Origin of the sequence: Bacillus sp. A01H (genome assembly GCF_045277205.1) — a bacterium.
Taxonomy (GTDB): domain Bacteria; phylum Bacillota; class Bacilli; order Bacillales; family Bacillaceae_G; genus Bacillus_A; species Bacillus_A paranthracis.
In genome coordinates this window covers 2,925,207-2,940,496 of the sequence record NZ_CP117702.1, presented here as the reverse complement: position 1 = coordinate 2,940,496, position 15,290 = coordinate 2,925,207, and the positions used below count along the sequence as shown (strand labels likewise).

The following is a 15,290-nucleotide window of genomic DNA, read 5'->3' as shown; positions in this document are numbered from 1 at the left end:
TCTTCTATTTCAAACTCTTTCTTTTTCAAACTATCAGTTGTGCCAATTTTTCTGTAAAACACAACGAAGTCTTTATCGTGTATTAGCTAGTAGCAAGACCGCCGCCTCAAAATCCGGCTAGTATAAGGAAGGCCTGTATAAATAAGTTGTATTAATTACATTATTAGAATGTGTTTGTAACTATATTTTGGAAATTTTCTGTTGATTTAAAATGTGCGATAGTATATATTGTATATAAAGTATATATACAATATATTTAAAAAGAGGTATTTGCATGCAAATCACTATTACGAACACTTCAAAGGAACCTATTTATGAACAAATTAGTGCCCAAATAAAAAAGCTTATTTTACTAGGTGATTTAAAACAAGGAGATGCTCTTCCTTCAATGCGTCAGTTAGCAAAAGATTTACGAGTAAGTATTATTACAACGAAAAGAGCATATGAAGAACTGGAAAAAGACGGTTTTATTAATTCAATTGTCGGAAGAGGGTCCTTTGTAGCAGAACAAAACATTGAAACTATGAAAGAAGAAAAATTAAAAACAGTTGAAGAAAAGTTATGTGAAGCGATTCAAAATGCTAAGCAAATGGATGTTTCTTTAAATGAGCTAAAAGAAATGCTTACAATTTTATATGAGGAGGAAAACTTTTGGAAAACGTAATAGAACTTCAAAATGTCAGTAAATCTTTTAAAGGGTTTCAAATAAACAATTTTTCGATGGAAGTAAAAAAAGGATTTGTTACGGGTTTTATTGGAGGAAATGGATCAGGTAAATCTACAACAATTAAAATGATTATGAATCTAATAAACCCGGATAGTGGAAACGTCTCCTTATTTGGCATGAACTATTCGACTGATGCGAAACGAATTAAAGAAAGAATTGGCTTCGTTTATGACGATAATGTGTTTTATGATGAACTCACATTAAAGGAAATTACTAAAATTATTGCACCTGCTTATAAAAAATGGGATTTTAACCAATTTACATATTATAAAGAGCTGTTCGAATTACCATTAAACAAAAAAATGAAAACATTCTCCAAAGGAATGAAAATGAAAGCCTCTCTCGCAATTGCCCTTTCACATCATGCTGAACTAATTATTATGGATGAACCTACATCTGGACTTGATCCTGTATTCAGAAGAGAATTATTGGATGTTCTACAAAATATTATGCAGGATGGAGAGAAAACTATCTTTTTCTCATCACATATTACAACGGATTTAGACCGCATTGCCGATTATATTACATTTATTCAAAATGGGAAGCATATTTTCACAAAAGATATTTATGCCATTGCAGAGGATTATGTTTTAGTCAAAGGACCACTAGATTTGTTAAAGTTTGATACTGAGCGTGAATTTATTTCTGTACGTAAGGCAAATACAGGTTTCGAGGGATTGATTGAAAATGCACATTCTATCGAAAATTTATTTGATAAGGATGTGGTGATTGAAAAACCGAGTTTAGAGGATATTATGTATTTCATGAAAAAGGGGGATTCAAGATGCTTAATTTAATTAAAAAGGATTTGATTTTACAAAAAACTTTCTTGCCTGCTTATCTCTTATTTCTAGTTACCTATTTGTGGGCCGGCATGGATGTAGCATATGTCATAATCATTTGTAGTGCCGTTTTTGTAATTAACACATATCAATCTGATGATAAAGATAATGCTAATATTTTAGTAAACTCATTACCGTATACTAGGAAGGAAATTATAAGTTCAAAATACGTTGGAACTTTACTTTTTACAATAGTAATCATCCCATTTTGTTTAGTTGGAAAATATTTCATTTTAGACAGCATGGAATTTCAACTTTCCATAGAAAGTTACATACTAGGCTTCTTGGCAGTCATGCTGATAACAGCATTTTACATCCCATTTTTTGTTGCATTTAAAGTGAAAACACTTGTACCAGTTTTTATATTTTTATCTATTGGAGTTATATATTTAATGAAAAATACTCCATATTTATTAAATAAATATGCTAATGGCGTACTGACCTTTTTAAAAGAGATTTCAGATTTGAAATTATTTCTTTTATTTGCTGTCATAGCAGTGGGGTGCTATGGGGTTTCATGGATATTATCTATTCGTATCTATCAGAACAAGGCTCTTTAATAGCAAGTTCTAAAAGGAGGATGGTTTAAATGAAATTAAAAAAAGAGCGTCCTAGTCGAATACGAAATTGGCTGAAAACTATTGGAGCATTTTTCGTTATGCAACTAATTTTTATCATCCTTGACATGAATTCGTGGATACCGAACTTCAAGGAAGGAGGAGTTGGGGATCGTCTCGTTAATTCAGAGTTCTTTACGGAATGGTTCGCTCCTTATAAAACAAAGCAATTTAATGTACTAACGGCAGTTATGGCTATTTTATTATTCCTAAATGTAGTAACAAGTGCAATAAAAGACGCTTTTTCTAGAAAAAGAATTAATTAGCACATAAGTTGACCTTGCGTCTTTTTAATAATGTCTTAACTATATTTAAAAACAACAGGAAAAAGATAAAAACTCCACTTATTGATGTTTCACTTTATCTTTTACAATGATTTCTTGAAAATTATTTGATTCTTCAATTTTGTATATTGATAGAGATAGATGCATTCGTCCCCCATACTGCTTCCAAAGTGTGCGCAGTAATTGTGACATATGTATTTATACTTGTGATGACAAATGATGTGTATAATTTTTGGAAAGTTCGAAAAATTATTGAACGAACTAGAAAAATTTAGTAATCTTATTTGTACGATACATACATAATAGTTTTATAGCGATTTTTAAATGAAGTATAGGGGACAATCGTTGTGGATCTTACGTTCAAAGTTGAGAAAACATGTTTTAACTACCGCGGCGGAGCAATTTGTAAACATGATAATAAAATACTTATTCTGCAAGGTGACAGTGAAGATTTTTGGTACGTACCAGGCGGTAGAGTGAAAATGCTAGAAAATAGAGAAGATGCATTAAAACGAGAGCTTGCGGAAGAGATAGGTGTTCCTATTAAAAGGAAAAGATTAATATGGTCAGTAGAAAATTTCTTTACACTTTCTGAGCGAAGGTTTCATGAGATTAGTTTTTATTATGAAGTAGAGCTACATGAATTACCTGCAAATGGAGCGGATCAATATATTTTGGAAGAAGAGGGTAGAACGTATTTGTTTAGATGGGTGCCAGTAGAAGAACTGCATACATATAACTTACAGCCTGCATTTATAAAAGAGAAAGTAAAGGATGTATCAGTTCACACAGAACATATCGTACTACAAAAGTAAATGTATTCGGAGGGAGAAACGATGAAGGGGACTAAAAAAGAGGTACATATAAATGACAAAGTAATTCGTTACACACATATCGAAAAAGGTTCTAGTAAGGTTTGCTTTATGTTCTCAGGTTCAGGATATAATTACGATAAGCCGTTATTTTATTACGCGACGATGCTTATGCTTGAACATAAAATTGATGTTGTACATATTCATTACTCTTACGATGAACAGGTAATGAATAAACCAATAGAAGAACTAACGAAAGTAATGATGGATGATATTAATCCCGTAATAAATGAAGTGTTGAAAAATGAACAATACAGCAAATCGATGTTTTTAGGGAAGTCACTCGGAACAATTCCGATTGCGAATGATTTAATGAAGAGAGAAGAATTCACGCAGTCAAAAATGATAGTGCTTACACCTTTACTAACTTTTGAATCTATTTTTGATTCTATTTTACATAGTAGTCACGAAGGGCTTTTAGTTATTGGGGATAAAGATCATCAATATAATGCAGATCAAGTTAAGCAGTTATATAAAACGAATTTAACGATTGATGTTATCAAAAATGCAAATCATTCTGTAAATGTTGGGGAATTTGAAACAGAGAATTCAATTGAAGCGATAGCGAAAATAATAGAAAAGCTTAAAGAAATTGTTAGGGAAAACTAACTTATCAATACATGCAAAAAGAGGTGCGAATTGCACCTCTTTTATTTTAATAAGCCTTCAACACATGAAGCAAATAATCTTTCCGGTTCAGCGGATTATAATCAACACGTTTTCGAGTAGGGAAGGGAGGTTTCAGTTTTGTGAAACCAGCTGGCTTCGTTGTAAATATGCCTTCTCCTTCAGTGAATGAATGAAGCATTCGCTGAAAATTCTCTGTTTTCGCAACAGGTAACGATCCTGTTAAATGGTATGAGTCATTATTGAATATCGGCTCGCTAAAAGTTGCTGGAATAGCAGCGAGCTTATACATTGCGGTACTAATTGCCTGCTCCGGTACAGTTAATTCAAACGCATTAACTGGTTCATATACATATGTTTCAGCTTTCTTTAAAGCATCCATTAAAACGAGTGGCGTTACGTTTCTAAAGTCACTCGCTGTTGTAACAGGACTAGCATAACCTGTATGCGTTAACGTGACAGAAATATCCGTAACTTCCCAACCGTATAAACCTTGTTTTAACGTTTGAAATACAGTATCTTCAATCGCTTTATGAAATGCTAAAGGTAGTGAGCCAAGTTCAACGCCTAATGTATATGTTATGCCAGAATTAAGTTCACCACGTTCGACTTTGAATCCAACTGTTGCGTAAAATGGATTCGTTTTTTCGCCCATTACTTCAACGGAAATCCCAATGCCAATTGGCTTCTCAATACATACAACTCGCGTATTTGAAAAAGTAACCTGCAAATTATATTTCTCAAAAAGAGTCGTTTCAATTACTTCTTTTTGTACTTGACCGAAAAGGCGAATGTATAGTTCATTATGAACATCATCTTTCCACACTTGAATGAGTGGATCTTCTTCACATAGTTCCATAAGAGCAGTGTATAAATCATGAATTCGTTCTTTAGGTACTGCATCGATGGCAGCTTCCATTTGTGGTTCGGCAAAGTGAATATCTTTTATATAATCAGTCCGTGCACCGATAATATCACCAATTTTAATATCACTTAGTCCCCACACTTTGCAAAATTCACCATTAGGAACGGTAGAAGTTTGAACGGCATCTCCATTATGAAATATGCACATTTTTTTAATCTTTTCCTTATGTGGTAGAGACTCATTTCGCTGAATATCCACATATTTTCTAATGTGTAAACTACCTGAAAAAAGTCTTACATAAGCAATCTTTTCTCCAGAAGGTTCACGTTCAATTTTAAAAACAACACCGGACAGTTCTTCATCTGGAGACGAATTATTAGCTGGAAGTAACGCTGGAATATTTTCAAGTAGTTCAGTTACTCCTGTACCCGTCAGTGCTGAACCGAAGAAGATCGGATACAGATTTGCTTGTTGTATTTGTTTTTCAAGTTCTTCTCTTAATAATGTGTCCGTTACGATTTCGTTATTTACATATGACTCAAGTAATGATTCATTATAAGGTGCTAATCGTTCTATACAATCGTCATATGATTTATATTCAATAATACGAGCTTCCTTTGTTCCTTCGTTTTGGACAGAATAGAAGGGGAATGCTTCATTTGAAAGAATCGTTTTTATATGCTTTACAACTTTTTCAGTATTTGCACCACTACGATCAATTTTATTAACAAATAAAATAGTCGGTATGTTGAGTTTCTGTAATGTCCGCATTAAAATCTTCGTTTGTGCTTGCACACCCTCAACGGCAGAAATAACTAAAATCGCACCGTCCAAAACGCGAAATGATCGCTCCACTTCAGCGATAAAATCAGCGTGTCCAGGTGTATCAATGACATTTACTTTTATATCATCAATAAAGAAAGACACGACAGATGCTTTAATCGTAATGCCGCGTTGTCTTTCTAATTCCATTGAGTCAGTTTGCGTGCTTCCACTATCAACTCGGCCAACTTCTTTAATCACATTCGTTTCATAAAGAATACGCTCAGTCAAACTCGTCTTGCCAGCGTCTACGTGCGCGACAATCCCTATATTTATTGTTGTCATATATAAATATCCTCATTTCATTTTCCATTTTCATTTCCTCATTTCTATTTGTGTATTGCCGCATTACAATCACTCTCCAGTCATTTAAAGTATTACTATTATAATGTAATTTACATTTTTTGTAACGCGACAAAGCGCCTTAATTTGGAAAAAATAAAAATGAAAACAAAAAGCTTGCATTCTAAATCGATATAGATTATATTAATTGACATATCAACTATTGATACATCAAACGTTTTTGTTTTGATTGTAAAGGAGGGGTAATTTGACAAGTTCATGCTCAAAAGAAGCGATTATTTTATATAAATTACACTTTCTAAATAAAGAAGTAAGTTCGAAATTTGAAGGGTGTACGGGTATGAGCCAGTCTCGATTAGAGCTTATACTTCAGTTATTTGAAGTAGGTGAAATTAGTCAAAAAGCACTTCAGCAAGAAGTGAACATTGATAACGCTGCGATAACGAGGCATTTAAAACAGCTAGAAGCAAACGGAATGATTGTAAGACGTAAAAATCCAGACGATAACAGAATTACGTTAGTTTCTCTTACTGAAGAGGGACGAAATAAAATTCAGGCGTTTCAAGAGGAAAAAGAACGTTTTGCAGCATCGGCATTTAAAGGATTAAGTGAAGAAGAACGCGATAATCTTTTAAATATGTTAATTCACATTCAAGAAAACATAAAAGAACTTTAAAAAAGGGAGAATACAACTATGACTAACTCAGTAAAAACAAATAATTTTAACGAAATTTTAACAGGACGTCGTTCAATTCGTAAATACGACTCATCAGTGAAAATTAGCAAAGAAGAAATGACAGAAATTCTTACAGAAGCAACACTTGCACCATCTTCAGTAAACATGCAGCCATGGAGATTCGTAGTGATTGAAAGTGACGAAGCGAAAGCAACACTTGCACCACTTGCGAAATTCAATCAATCTCAAGTAGAAACATCTTCAGCAATGATCGCTTTATTTGGTGATTTAAACAACTTTGATAACGCAGAAGAAATTTACGGAACAGCAGTAGAGCGTGGTTTCATGCCAGCAGAAGTAAAAGAAGACCAAATGAAAAAACTTTCAGCTTACTTCTCAATGGTTACACCAGAAGTAATGAAAGATACTGTACTTATTGACGGTGGTCTTGTAGCAATGCAATTTATGCTAGCAGCTCGTGCTCACGGCTATGATACTTGTCCAATTGGTGGTTTTGAAAAAGACCAAATTGCTGAAGCGTTCGGATTAGATAAAGAACGTTACGTACCAGTTATGTTAATTTCAATCGGAAAAGCAGCTGACAGTGGTTACCAATCAGTACGTCTTCCAATTGAAAAAGTTGCAGAGTGGAAATAATTTTATAAAAGAACTTCAATAAGTGAAAGATGAGAGGGGAAACACCATGATTATTATTCACGCAATATTTCAAGTAGATCCAGCGAAACAACAATCATTTTTAGAAGAAATTCAACCACTCATTCATAGTTCAAGAGAAGAAAGTGGAAATGTGTCTTATGATCTTTATAAAGATACAGAAAAAGAAAATGTGTATACGATGGTAGAAGTATGGAAAGATGAAGTAGCAGTTGCGAGTCATAATACGAGTGAACACTTCACATCTTTCGTTAGCAAAGCAAAACAGTTGTTAACTGCTCCTCTTGATATAAAAGCTTATAATGGAGAGTTAGTAAAATAATGAGAAAGATGACTTTAGCTTATAGTGCTAAGGTCATCTTTTTTATTTTGACAGGAATATATTTACTTTTATCGTAATGTGTTATAATTTGGAAAATAATAATTCTTAATTTTCAGAACAAAAGGAAATGGGGGGATAAATAGATGAACACATTAAAGAAAATCACTAATAATATTTCGAAAGTTATTATAGGAAAAGATGAATCCATAGAACTTGCAGCCATTGCTCTAATAGCAAAAGGACATATTTTATTAGAAGATGTACCGGGGACAGGAAAAACAACACTAGCGAAAAGTTTGGCTAAAAGCGTGGACGCAAAATTTCAAAGAATACAATTTACAGCGGATACTTTGCCCGGAGATGTTATTGGTCTTGAATATTTTAATGTGAAGGAATCGGATTTTAAAACGAGGTTAGGTCCTATTTTTGCAAATATAGTATTAGTGGATGAAATTAATCGTGCTGTACCGAGAACACAATCTTCGTTACTCGAAGTTATGGAAGAGCGTACTGTTACAATTGCGAAACAGACGCATTCATTACCAGAACCTTTTTTAGTAATTGCAACGCAAAATCCTCTTGAATCTGCGGGTACATTTCCTTTACCTGATGCTCAATTAGACCGATTTTTACTTACGATTCGCCAAGGTTATCCTACGAGAGAAGCTGAAAAGGAAATGATGAATCGGTTTCAAACGAATGATCCGTTAGAAACATTACACTCTATTATTTCAAGTGAAGAAATTATTATGATGCAAAAACGTGCAAGAGAAGTGTTAGTAGGAAATGATGTGCAAGATTATCTTCTTGAAATTATTGAGGCAACGCGTAAGCATGAGCTAATTGAAATTGGTGTAAGTCCGCGGGGGACGTTGGCATTTATGAGAGCGATTCAAGCAAGGGCTATATTAAATGAAAGAGATTACTGTACGCCAGATGATATTAAGACGCTTGCTGCATCCGTTTGTGCTCATCGTTTAACGTTAACGATTGAAGGGGAGATGAAAACGACGAAAGAACAAATCATGAGAGAAATTCTTCATACGATTAATGTACCAGTGGAGAATATACGATGAATCAACAGCTTGTGTATACACCATTAGCGGAGCCTTTCGTAATGGGAGTTATGTCAGTTGTAGCTGTTATTTTATGCGTATTTTCAAGCAATCTACTGTTTTTATCTCTCGTATTTTTGTATGTAATTTTAATAGGTGCTATGCATGTATACATACGTAAAGTATCTCGTGTTGAATGGGAATATAGCCAAGGGAATTCAAACGTTTTTATAGGTGAAACGAATATGTGCAAAATGAAAATTTCAAATAAGTCGATATTTCCTATTTTCAATATCGTATTTCGATTTAAATGTGAAAACAAGCTAACTTGGAATCATGATGAAATAAACAAAAATACGAATACAGGTTCAAATTATTATATGAATTTTAATTTAAAAGGAGGAGAGTCAGCTTCATTTCATTTACAAGCTGTAGCGTTAAAAAGAGGAATTGCGAAATGGGAAGAAGTTGAAATTGTTATTACGGATCCTTTTGGATTTATAACGAATCATATAACATATAAACAAGTCGATACGCCGTCCTATTTAGTTTTACCAGCTGTTCCAAAAATGCAAGTCCCTGAATTACAAGAATGGTCACGAGGATTTCGAAAAGCGATGTCTTCACCCTTATATGATGAAACGAAAGTAATGGGAGTGAAGTCTTATGAAAATGAAGATTTTCGTTCCATCCACTGGAGTGCAACAGCGAAAACAGGGACGATAACTGCGAAAAAGTATGAGCGAACGCAATCAGATAAATACGCGATTTATCTCAACTTGCAAAATAAAAGTGGCGTTTCATTGCGAAATGATATAGAAGAATTAATTGAATTAACAGCAGGCATATGTAAACAACTTCTTATGCAAAACTGTTCATTTGAATTATGGATTAATAGTGTAAAGGATAACGGTTTGCTACATGTAAAGAATGGTGATAATCGGAAACATTTGCAAAATGTATTAAAAATACTTGCCTCAATATCGGATCAAGATACGCCTGTATCTTCTTCTTATTTTTACACAGCAGGCTTTCGTCGTAAGGAACTGGATGCGGTTCCTTTAATTATTGGTACTTCACCAAAGAAATACAGTAGAACGAATAAATGGATTGTAATGAAAGAATAAGAACGGGCTTATGTCATGGCGAATAAAAAGCGACATATGAAAGTGAAGTTATGGGGTGTAAGAACTTTAATCATACTTTTCTTTGCGATTAGTGCGATAACGTTATCACAAGGTGTTGTGTATGTACAAGACATAGTAAAAGGGCTTTTTTCTAGTAAGACGGAGATAATATCAGAAAGAAATTATGATTTTACTAGTGTAGACGCACAGTTTGATGAATCTGAAAGAATTATAGATGAAGAAACAGGAGTTGTAGATACAAGAACGAAAATAGATAGGGAAATTCCACTTTTTGTACGAAAAAATTCATGGACTGATGTGTTTTCTGTTCTTTCAAATTCATGGATTAGTGTCATTTTTTATGTAATTATTGCAGTGGTCATTTTATATGCTGTTTATAAATTAATGAGGAAAAAGGTAACGAAATCAGAAATAGAACAGGATAAACAATCGATAACAAAAGAAAATACGGATAGAACCGAAAAGAACAAGAAAGTGATGCATCAGTTTGAACAGCCATTACCTAAAGATACGATAAGAAAAACGTTAGTTGAATGGGAAAGAACATTACCATTTCATGAACAGAGAAGATCCTATGAAACGATGCAACAGTGGTTAAAAAGAATTAGTAGAACGAGAAATATTACTTCGTTATATGAGTCTGTTCGTTATGGTGAAAAGACGTATACGGAGTTAGATGTGGAAAAAATAATGAAGTGGGTAGAGGGAGATGGGAAGGTGGATATGTAAATATCCACCTTTACTTTTTTGTAGAGAAATTTGATTATCATGAATCATTTTCATATATAAAACTGCCTTCAAATAAGAAAAAGAAATTAACTGTAAATTAACTTTATTTACTTATACTTCATTACATGTTAACCTATACTTAATTTTTATAAATTATAATTAATTTTTAAGTTTTTTAAGGGTGTGAAAATGTAATGAAATCAGTATTAAAAAGCATACTTATTTCCTTTGTTTTTTCTGCAGTAGGTATGTGTTGGTTGCTGTTCTTATTATTCAAAGGGGACGGAGACTGGTTATTGTCTTGGATAGGCGTATTCATGGCATATTTATCTTTATTCACTTTAATAGATTTATATTGTAAACATACATACGATAAAAAAATAAATACATGGCTTATAAAAACAGCGGTGACTAGTTTTAGTTTTGCGGTATTAGGAATCTCATTTTGTATTATACACGAGCTATTAACACCATGGAGTCTCAGTTTAATGGTGTGGTATTGGTTGGTAATGTTAGTGTTATTTTTAACGACCATACTATCATTAGTCAGTCTCGTATTTGTTAATCGTAAAAATCATAATTTCACCGGTGGATATAGAATACTCATACTTCTAAATGTATTACTTACATTAGGACCAGTATTATGGCCACTATTACTTTCTATTATTGGAAATGGAATGAATGCTAGTGCGGGCTGGTAAAAAGGAATTTAGATTAGTTGTGTAAAGAATAGGATGACAAGTTGATATAGAATTTTAAATGTTTATGAGAACATGTTTACATAAAAAATGAAAACATGTTCTCTTTTTATTTGCATGCATAACTCTTCCTCAGTTAACTTTATTTAAATTTAAACGTAAGTATTTCGTAAGGAATGGATAAGAAAAAAGACAGTTTTATCATATAGGATGAAAGTATAGCTTGAATCAATACGATATGAATAGGGGAGAGAAATCCTTATGAAAAAACGTAATTCAATGAAGTTAGCGAGTTTGACAGTTTTATTAGCGGGTACTACTCTATTTACACCTGGTTTTACTGTGAAAGCAGAGTCTACTCAAAGTATTTCTAATTCGTCAAAAGTACATGATCAAAAGAATCGGAATGGCTGGAAACAAGTATTACAGGAAACAATCCAAATTGGAGCACCAGGGGTATTAGCTAAGACGTCTAATAAAGGGAAAATTAGTAGTTATACTGCTGGCGTAGCAGATTTAAGCACAAAGAAACCGGTGAAATCAGATTATCGCTTTCGAATTGGTAGTGTGACGAAAACTTTTACCGCCACGACGGTTCTTCAATTAGTTGGAGAAAATCGCGTACAACTTGACGATTCAATTGAGAAGTGGTTACCGGGTCTCGTTCAAGGAAATGGGTATGATGGCAATCAAATTACGATACGCCAACTTTTGAATCATACAAGTGGTATCGCTGAATACTTAAAGTCAAAAGATGCTGACATAATGAATTCGAAAAAAACGTATACAGCTGAAGAAATAGTGAAAATAGGTCTTTCTCTACCTCCAGATTTCTCGCCGGGCAAAGACTGGTTGTATTCAAACACAGGATATGTAATATTGGGAATGCTAATTGAAAAAATAACTGGTAATAGTTATGCGGAAGAAATTGAAAAGCGAATTATTGAACCTCTGGACTTGCCAAATACGTTTTTACCAGGAAATTCACCCGTCATTCCAGGAAAGAATCATGCTCGTGGATATGTGAAAATGGACGAAACAGGCGAGTTGAAAGACATTACGTATTATAATCCGAGTTTAGCTAATGCAGCTGGAGATATGATTTCTAATGCGGATGATTTAAACAAGTTCTTTTCATCTTTACTCGGTGGTAAGTTACTGAAGGAACACGAGTTAAAAGAAATGCTTACTACAGTTCCTATAGAAGGAAAAGGGGTTGGTGATGGATATGGCCTTGGAATCTATGAGACGAAACTTCCAAATGGTGTCTCAGTTTGGGGGCACGGAGGATCAATTCCTGGGTTTATGACTTTTGCTGGTGGAGTAATTGGAGGCAAGCATACATTTGCTGTCAATGCTAATTCTTTAGGTCCGGTTGAAATCCTTACACAGTTTAATAAAATGATGCAAGTTGAATTTAATAAATAATAGATGAAAAGAGTTCTACTATAGAGGTATATAAGGACTTGTATGTGATTTAATTGTTATTAAAATATACTCTTAAAAAATCCCGAATCATGAGCAATTTACTTCCCATGATGCGGGTTTTTTATGTGCTGTTACAAGAAAAGTAATGATGTATTTAAATTTTTTCATTTTACTATAAATCTATTATATTTATTTGATATTTCTTATTTATAGTGACTTTTACATTTTTAAAATATTGCAACATACAAAGGTAAGTAGTTCTAGATTTTGGGGTTAATAATAAGTGAATTCTGATTTTTGTTGAAAAATATTTAAATGTATTTCCGTAATTTACATAATAAGGTACTTTTATCGTATGAATTAATAACAAATAGAATTAAGTATACAAAAATAGATAATTATGATTTGTGTAAGAATGATTGACTATTATGAAAATAATGATTAATATAAGTTTTATATTTTGGTTCCATTTATATTACAAATTTGTATTTTATTTCAAATTTAATTGTGTCGTAAACTATAATTGAATATATTGTGAAAAAGAATAGGAAGCGGGAACAGCAATAGAAAAGGCTATCTTTTCAAATTTTGTAATGAAATCAAAGGAAGGATAAATATGTATAAACAAGTAGTAGAACTGTTAGAAGAAGCGGCTATATCGTATACACAATATACACATGAGCCAATATTAGATTATGAAACAGATAGAAAAATTAGAGAAAGGTTTAAATTAGAAGGTGTACCCAGTAAAAGTTTATTTTTAAAAGATAAATCAAATAACTATTACATATTTGTAACTGTTGAAGGAGAAAAATTAGATTCAAAACTTATGAAAGATTTGGTTGGAAAAAAGATTTCTATTTGTTCAGCCGAGGAGTTAATAGAAAAAACTTCTTGTGTTCCAGGGTGTGTATCTCCATTTGGCTATTCAGATGAAATCACACTTATTATAGATCGAAAAATTTATAACTATAATAAATTTTTGTTATCTCCCGGTATACCTGAGATAACAATTGAAATACCTACAAAAAGTATAAATAAAATCTTAAATATTGTTGAGAATAATATTTTAATATATGAGAAAAGATCATAAATATATTAGGGGGGATTTTAGTAATGCCAACTACAAAAATGTATTTATACGATCAAAAGAGAATAATTGAAGAACAAAATAAAGGGATTTTAGATGAGTGGAAAACTATATCTTTCAATAATTTTCACGATAGCATTTTAGATCAATCTAAACCATTTCCGTGTTATTTTGCAGTAGATTCTGAGAAACATGGTTGGTCTAGATATATATTTTCTGAATCGGCTTATGATGAAAATGAATTGTTCAAACTAAGAGATGGGATTTATGAATATATTAAAACATATCAACAAATTGCAAAGAGAACTACTTTAGTAATATTTTTTAAACCATCTAATAAACAATTACTGGCTGAAGAATACAAAAAACAATTTTGGAATGTATTACAATTTTTAATGAGAAATGATCCGGAGCCATGGAATGCAGAAATACCAATAGATCCTTATAACGCTAAATGGGAATTTTGTTTTGGTGGTGAACCTATATTTGTCGTTTGTAGGGCTCCAATATATTCTGAGAGAAAAAGTAGATATACAGGAACCGGCCTTGAAATTACGTTACAACCTCGAGGTACTCTAGATGATATTACAGGTGATACAAAACAAGGGAAACAAGTACGGAAAGTGATTAGAAAACGTTTGTTAGCATATGATGATATTCCAATGCATCCAGATATAGGGGATTACGGAATAAAAGAAACCTTTGAATGGAAACAATATATGTTACCAGAAACAAATGAAGAAAGTGTAATGAGATGTCCTATTACGGGGTTGAAGAAAAATGATTAGCATGATATTCAGTTATATATTATTAGGGATTTCATTGTCTGCACCAGTCGGTCCGATTAATGTTGCTCAAATAAATAAAGGAATAAAAAATGGTTTTTTGAGTGCATGGTTAGTAGGAGTTGGAGCAATGTCAGCAGATGTTGTAATGATGTTTTTAATTTACTTTGGTATTTCGACTTATTTAACAACTCCAGTTGCCCAGCTCTGCATTTGGATTTTTGGTTTTGTAACGATGATTTATTTAGGCTATGAAAGCATGAAAGAAGCTACTAAACAAGTTCAATATATTTCATCAGGTGAAAAAGAACATCCTTTAAAATCTTTTCTATCGGGGTTTGCTATCGCAATTTCTAATCCATTAAATATTATTTTTTGGATAGGGATATACGGATCAGTTCTAACTAGTGCTATGAATACTATTGGAAAAGAACAAGCTTTATGGTATAGTGCAGCCATTTTTGCTGGGATTATGCTTTGGGATATATTTATGGCTACATCTATTCATTTTAGTAGAAGATTTATTAATCATACAGTAATGAAATGGATTTCTATAGTAGCAGGAATTGTTTTAATTATGTTTGGAATATATTTTGGCTATGAGGCAGTAAGAGGGGTTGATAGACTATTATGAAATGATTGATAATTAGAGTCGATAGTTATTTTTTAGAACTTTATTCATAGCGAACCTTTTGGTTTTTGAATTTGTTAATTGATAAGTATAG

General features: G+C 32.6%; 18 protein-coding genes. 17 read left to right on the top strand and 1 reads right to left on the bottom strand.

Going from position 1 to position 15,290, the window contains the following annotated elements:
* Positions 1-274 precede the first annotated feature (274 nt).
* From PSR14_RS15500 to PSR14_RS15475, 6 genes are all read left to right on the top strand, one after another.
* Complete coding sequence (locus PSR14_RS15500) at positions 275-664, top strand: GntR family transcriptional regulator (protein ID WP_001167462.1); 390 nt, start codon at positions 275-277, stop codon at positions 662-664.
* Positions 652-1,524 carry an ABC transporter ATP-binding protein gene (locus PSR14_RS15495; protein WP_000432461.1) on the top strand — a complete coding sequence of 291 codons (873 nt, stop codon included), beginning with the start codon at positions 652-654 and terminating at the stop codon, positions 1,522-1,524. Before PSR14_RS15500 ends, PSR14_RS15495 begins: the two co-directional genes overlap by 13 nt.
* Positions 1,512-2,129, top strand: a complete 618-nt coding sequence (locus PSR14_RS15490) for an ABC-2 transporter permease (protein ID WP_000933347.1) — start codon at positions 1,512-1,514, stop codon at positions 2,127-2,129. The genes PSR14_RS15495 and PSR14_RS15490 overlap by 13 nt, the downstream gene beginning before the upstream one ends.
* 29 nt (positions 2,130-2,158) lie before the next feature.
* The gene (locus PSR14_RS15485; protein ID WP_000768433.1) at positions 2,159-2,452 is read left to right on the top strand and encodes a YfzA family protein; all 294 of its coding nucleotides are present in this window, start codon (positions 2,159-2,161) and stop codon (positions 2,450-2,452) included.
* A gap of 365 nt (positions 2,453-2,817) precedes the next feature.
* Positions 2,818-3,285 carry an NUDIX hydrolase gene (locus PSR14_RS15480; RefSeq protein WP_098487294.1) on the top strand — a complete coding sequence of 156 codons (468 nt, stop codon included), beginning with the start codon at positions 2,818-2,820 and terminating at the stop codon, positions 3,283-3,285.
* Between the two features lie 21 nt (positions 3,286-3,306).
* The gene (locus PSR14_RS15475) at positions 3,307-3,951 is read left to right on the top strand and encodes an alpha/beta family hydrolase (protein ID WP_000679148.1); all 645 of its coding nucleotides are present in this window, start codon (positions 3,307-3,309) and stop codon (positions 3,949-3,951) included.
* Positions 3,952-3,997: 46 nt separating this feature from the next.
* Here the strand turns inward: PSR14_RS15475 and PSR14_RS15470 are convergent, their stop codons facing one another.
* Positions 3,998-5,941, bottom strand: coding sequence for a translation factor GTPase family protein (locus PSR14_RS15470; protein ID WP_098487293.1), 1,944 nt, complete (start codon positions 5,939-5,941; stop codon positions 3,998-4,000).
* 265 nt (positions 5,942-6,206) lie between these two features.
* Here PSR14_RS15470 and PSR14_RS15465 point away from each other — a divergent pair, with 265 nt between their 5' ends.
* The 11 genes from PSR14_RS15465 (at position 6,207) to PSR14_RS15415 (ending at position 15,199) form a co-directional block, all read left to right on the top strand.
* Positions 6,207-6,635 carry a MarR family winged helix-turn-helix transcriptional regulator gene (locus PSR14_RS15465; RefSeq protein ID WP_000204165.1) on the top strand — a complete coding sequence of 143 codons (429 nt, stop codon included), beginning with the start codon at positions 6,207-6,209 and terminating at the stop codon, positions 6,633-6,635.
* Between the two features lie 18 nt (positions 6,636-6,653).
* The gene (locus PSR14_RS15460; protein WP_000185409.1) at positions 6,654-7,292 is read left to right on the top strand and encodes a nitroreductase family protein; all 639 of its coding nucleotides are present in this window, start codon (positions 6,654-6,656) and stop codon (positions 7,290-7,292) included.
* A gap of 46 nt (positions 7,293-7,338) precedes the next feature.
* On the top strand, positions 7,339-7,632 hold the full coding sequence (locus PSR14_RS15455) for a putative quinol monooxygenase (protein WP_098487292.1): 294 nt from the start codon (positions 7,339-7,341) through the stop codon (positions 7,630-7,632).
* A 143-nt stretch (positions 7,633-7,775) separates the two neighbouring features.
* Positions 7,776-8,708, top strand: coding sequence for a MoxR family ATPase (locus PSR14_RS15450; protein WP_098487291.1), 933 nt, complete (start codon positions 7,776-7,778; stop codon positions 8,706-8,708).
* On the top strand, positions 8,705-9,814 hold the full coding sequence (locus tag PSR14_RS15445; protein ID WP_098487290.1) for a DUF58 domain-containing protein: 1,110 nt from the start codon (positions 8,705-8,707) through the stop codon (positions 9,812-9,814). Before PSR14_RS15450 ends, PSR14_RS15445 begins: the two co-directional genes overlap by 4 nt.
* A gap of 15 nt (positions 9,815-9,829) precedes the next feature.
* Positions 9,830-10,564: a hypothetical protein gene (locus tag PSR14_RS15440; protein ID WP_001284544.1), complete on the top strand. Its 735-nt coding sequence runs from the start codon at positions 9,830-9,832 to the stop codon at positions 10,562-10,564.
* A gap of 194 nt (positions 10,565-10,758) precedes the next feature.
* Positions 10,759-11,265 (top strand): DUF3902 family protein, encoded by a 507-nt coding sequence (locus PSR14_RS15435; protein WP_098487289.1) that lies wholly within the window; start codon positions 10,759-10,761, stop codon positions 11,263-11,265.
* A 258-nt stretch (positions 11,266-11,523) separates the two neighbouring features.
* Positions 11,524-12,690, top strand: coding sequence for a serine hydrolase (locus PSR14_RS15430; protein ID WP_000747151.1), 1,167 nt, complete (start codon positions 11,524-11,526; stop codon positions 12,688-12,690).
* Between the two features lie 616 nt (positions 12,691-13,306).
* Positions 13,307-13,783 carry a YbaK/EbsC family protein gene (locus tag PSR14_RS15425; protein ID WP_000278064.1) on the top strand — a complete coding sequence of 159 codons (477 nt, stop codon included), beginning with the start codon at positions 13,307-13,309 and terminating at the stop codon, positions 13,781-13,783.
* A 23-nt stretch (positions 13,784-13,806) separates the two neighbouring features.
* Positions 13,807-14,568 carry a YqcI/YcgG family protein gene (locus tag PSR14_RS15420; RefSeq protein ID WP_001143350.1) on the top strand — a complete coding sequence of 254 codons (762 nt, stop codon included), beginning with the start codon at positions 13,807-13,809 and terminating at the stop codon, positions 14,566-14,568.
* Positions 14,561-15,199 carry a LysE family translocator gene (locus PSR14_RS15415; protein WP_098487288.1) on the top strand — a complete coding sequence of 213 codons (639 nt, stop codon included), beginning with the start codon at positions 14,561-14,563 and terminating at the stop codon, positions 15,197-15,199. Before PSR14_RS15420 ends, PSR14_RS15415 begins: the two co-directional genes overlap by 8 nt.
* The last annotated feature ends 91 nt before the right edge of the window (positions 15,200-15,290 follow it).

Excerpts from the sequence above, each read along its gene's own strand:
- PSR14_RS15445 (WP_098487290.1), top strand. The coding sequence starts at position 8,705 with ATGAATCAACAGCTTGTGTATACACCATTAGCGGAGCCTTTCGTAATG.
- PSR14_RS15475 (WP_000679148.1), top strand. The coding sequence starts at position 3,307 with ATGAAGGGGACTAAAAAAGAGGTACATATAAATGACAAAGTAATTCGT.
- PSR14_RS15485 (WP_000768433.1), top strand. The coding sequence starts at position 2,159 with ATGAAATTAAAAAAAGAGCGTCCTAGTCGAATACGAAATTGGCTGAAA.
- PSR14_RS15435 (WP_098487289.1), top strand. The coding sequence starts at position 10,759 with ATGAAATCAGTATTAAAAAGCATACTTATTTCCTTTGTTTTTTCTGCA.
- PSR14_RS15415 (WP_098487288.1), top strand. The coding sequence starts at position 14,561 with ATGATTAGCATGATATTCAGTTATATATTATTAGGGATTTCATTGTCT.
- PSR14_RS15460 (WP_000185409.1), top strand. The coding sequence starts at position 6,654 with ATGACTAACTCAGTAAAAACAAATAATTTTAACGAAATTTTAACAGGA.
- PSR14_RS15420 (WP_001143350.1), top strand. The coding sequence starts at position 13,807 with ATGCCAACTACAAAAATGTATTTATACGATCAAAAGAGAATAATTGAA.
- PSR14_RS15440 (WP_001284544.1), top strand. The coding sequence starts at position 9,830 with ATGGCGAATAAAAAGCGACATATGAAAGTGAAGTTATGGGGTGTAAGA.
- PSR14_RS15430 (WP_000747151.1), top strand. The coding sequence starts at position 11,524 with ATGAAAAAACGTAATTCAATGAAGTTAGCGAGTTTGACAGTTTTATTA.
- PSR14_RS15455 (WP_098487292.1), top strand. The coding sequence starts at position 7,339 with ATGATTATTATTCACGCAATATTTCAAGTAGATCCAGCGAAACAACAA.
- PSR14_RS15490 (WP_000933347.1), top strand. The coding sequence starts at position 1,512 with ATGCTTAATTTAATTAAAAAGGATTTGATTTTACAAAAAACTTTCTTG.
- PSR14_RS15470 (WP_098487293.1), bottom strand. The coding sequence starts at position 5,941 with ATGACAACAATAAATATAGGGATTGTCGCGCACGTAGACGCTGGCAAG.
- PSR14_RS15450 (WP_098487291.1), top strand. The coding sequence starts at position 7,776 with ATGAACACATTAAAGAAAATCACTAATAATATTTCGAAAGTTATTATA.
- PSR14_RS15500 (WP_001167462.1), top strand. The coding sequence starts at position 275 with ATGCAAATCACTATTACGAACACTTCAAAGGAACCTATTTATGAACAA.
- PSR14_RS15425 (WP_000278064.1), top strand. The coding sequence starts at position 13,307 with ATGTATAAACAAGTAGTAGAACTGTTAGAAGAAGCGGCTATATCGTAT.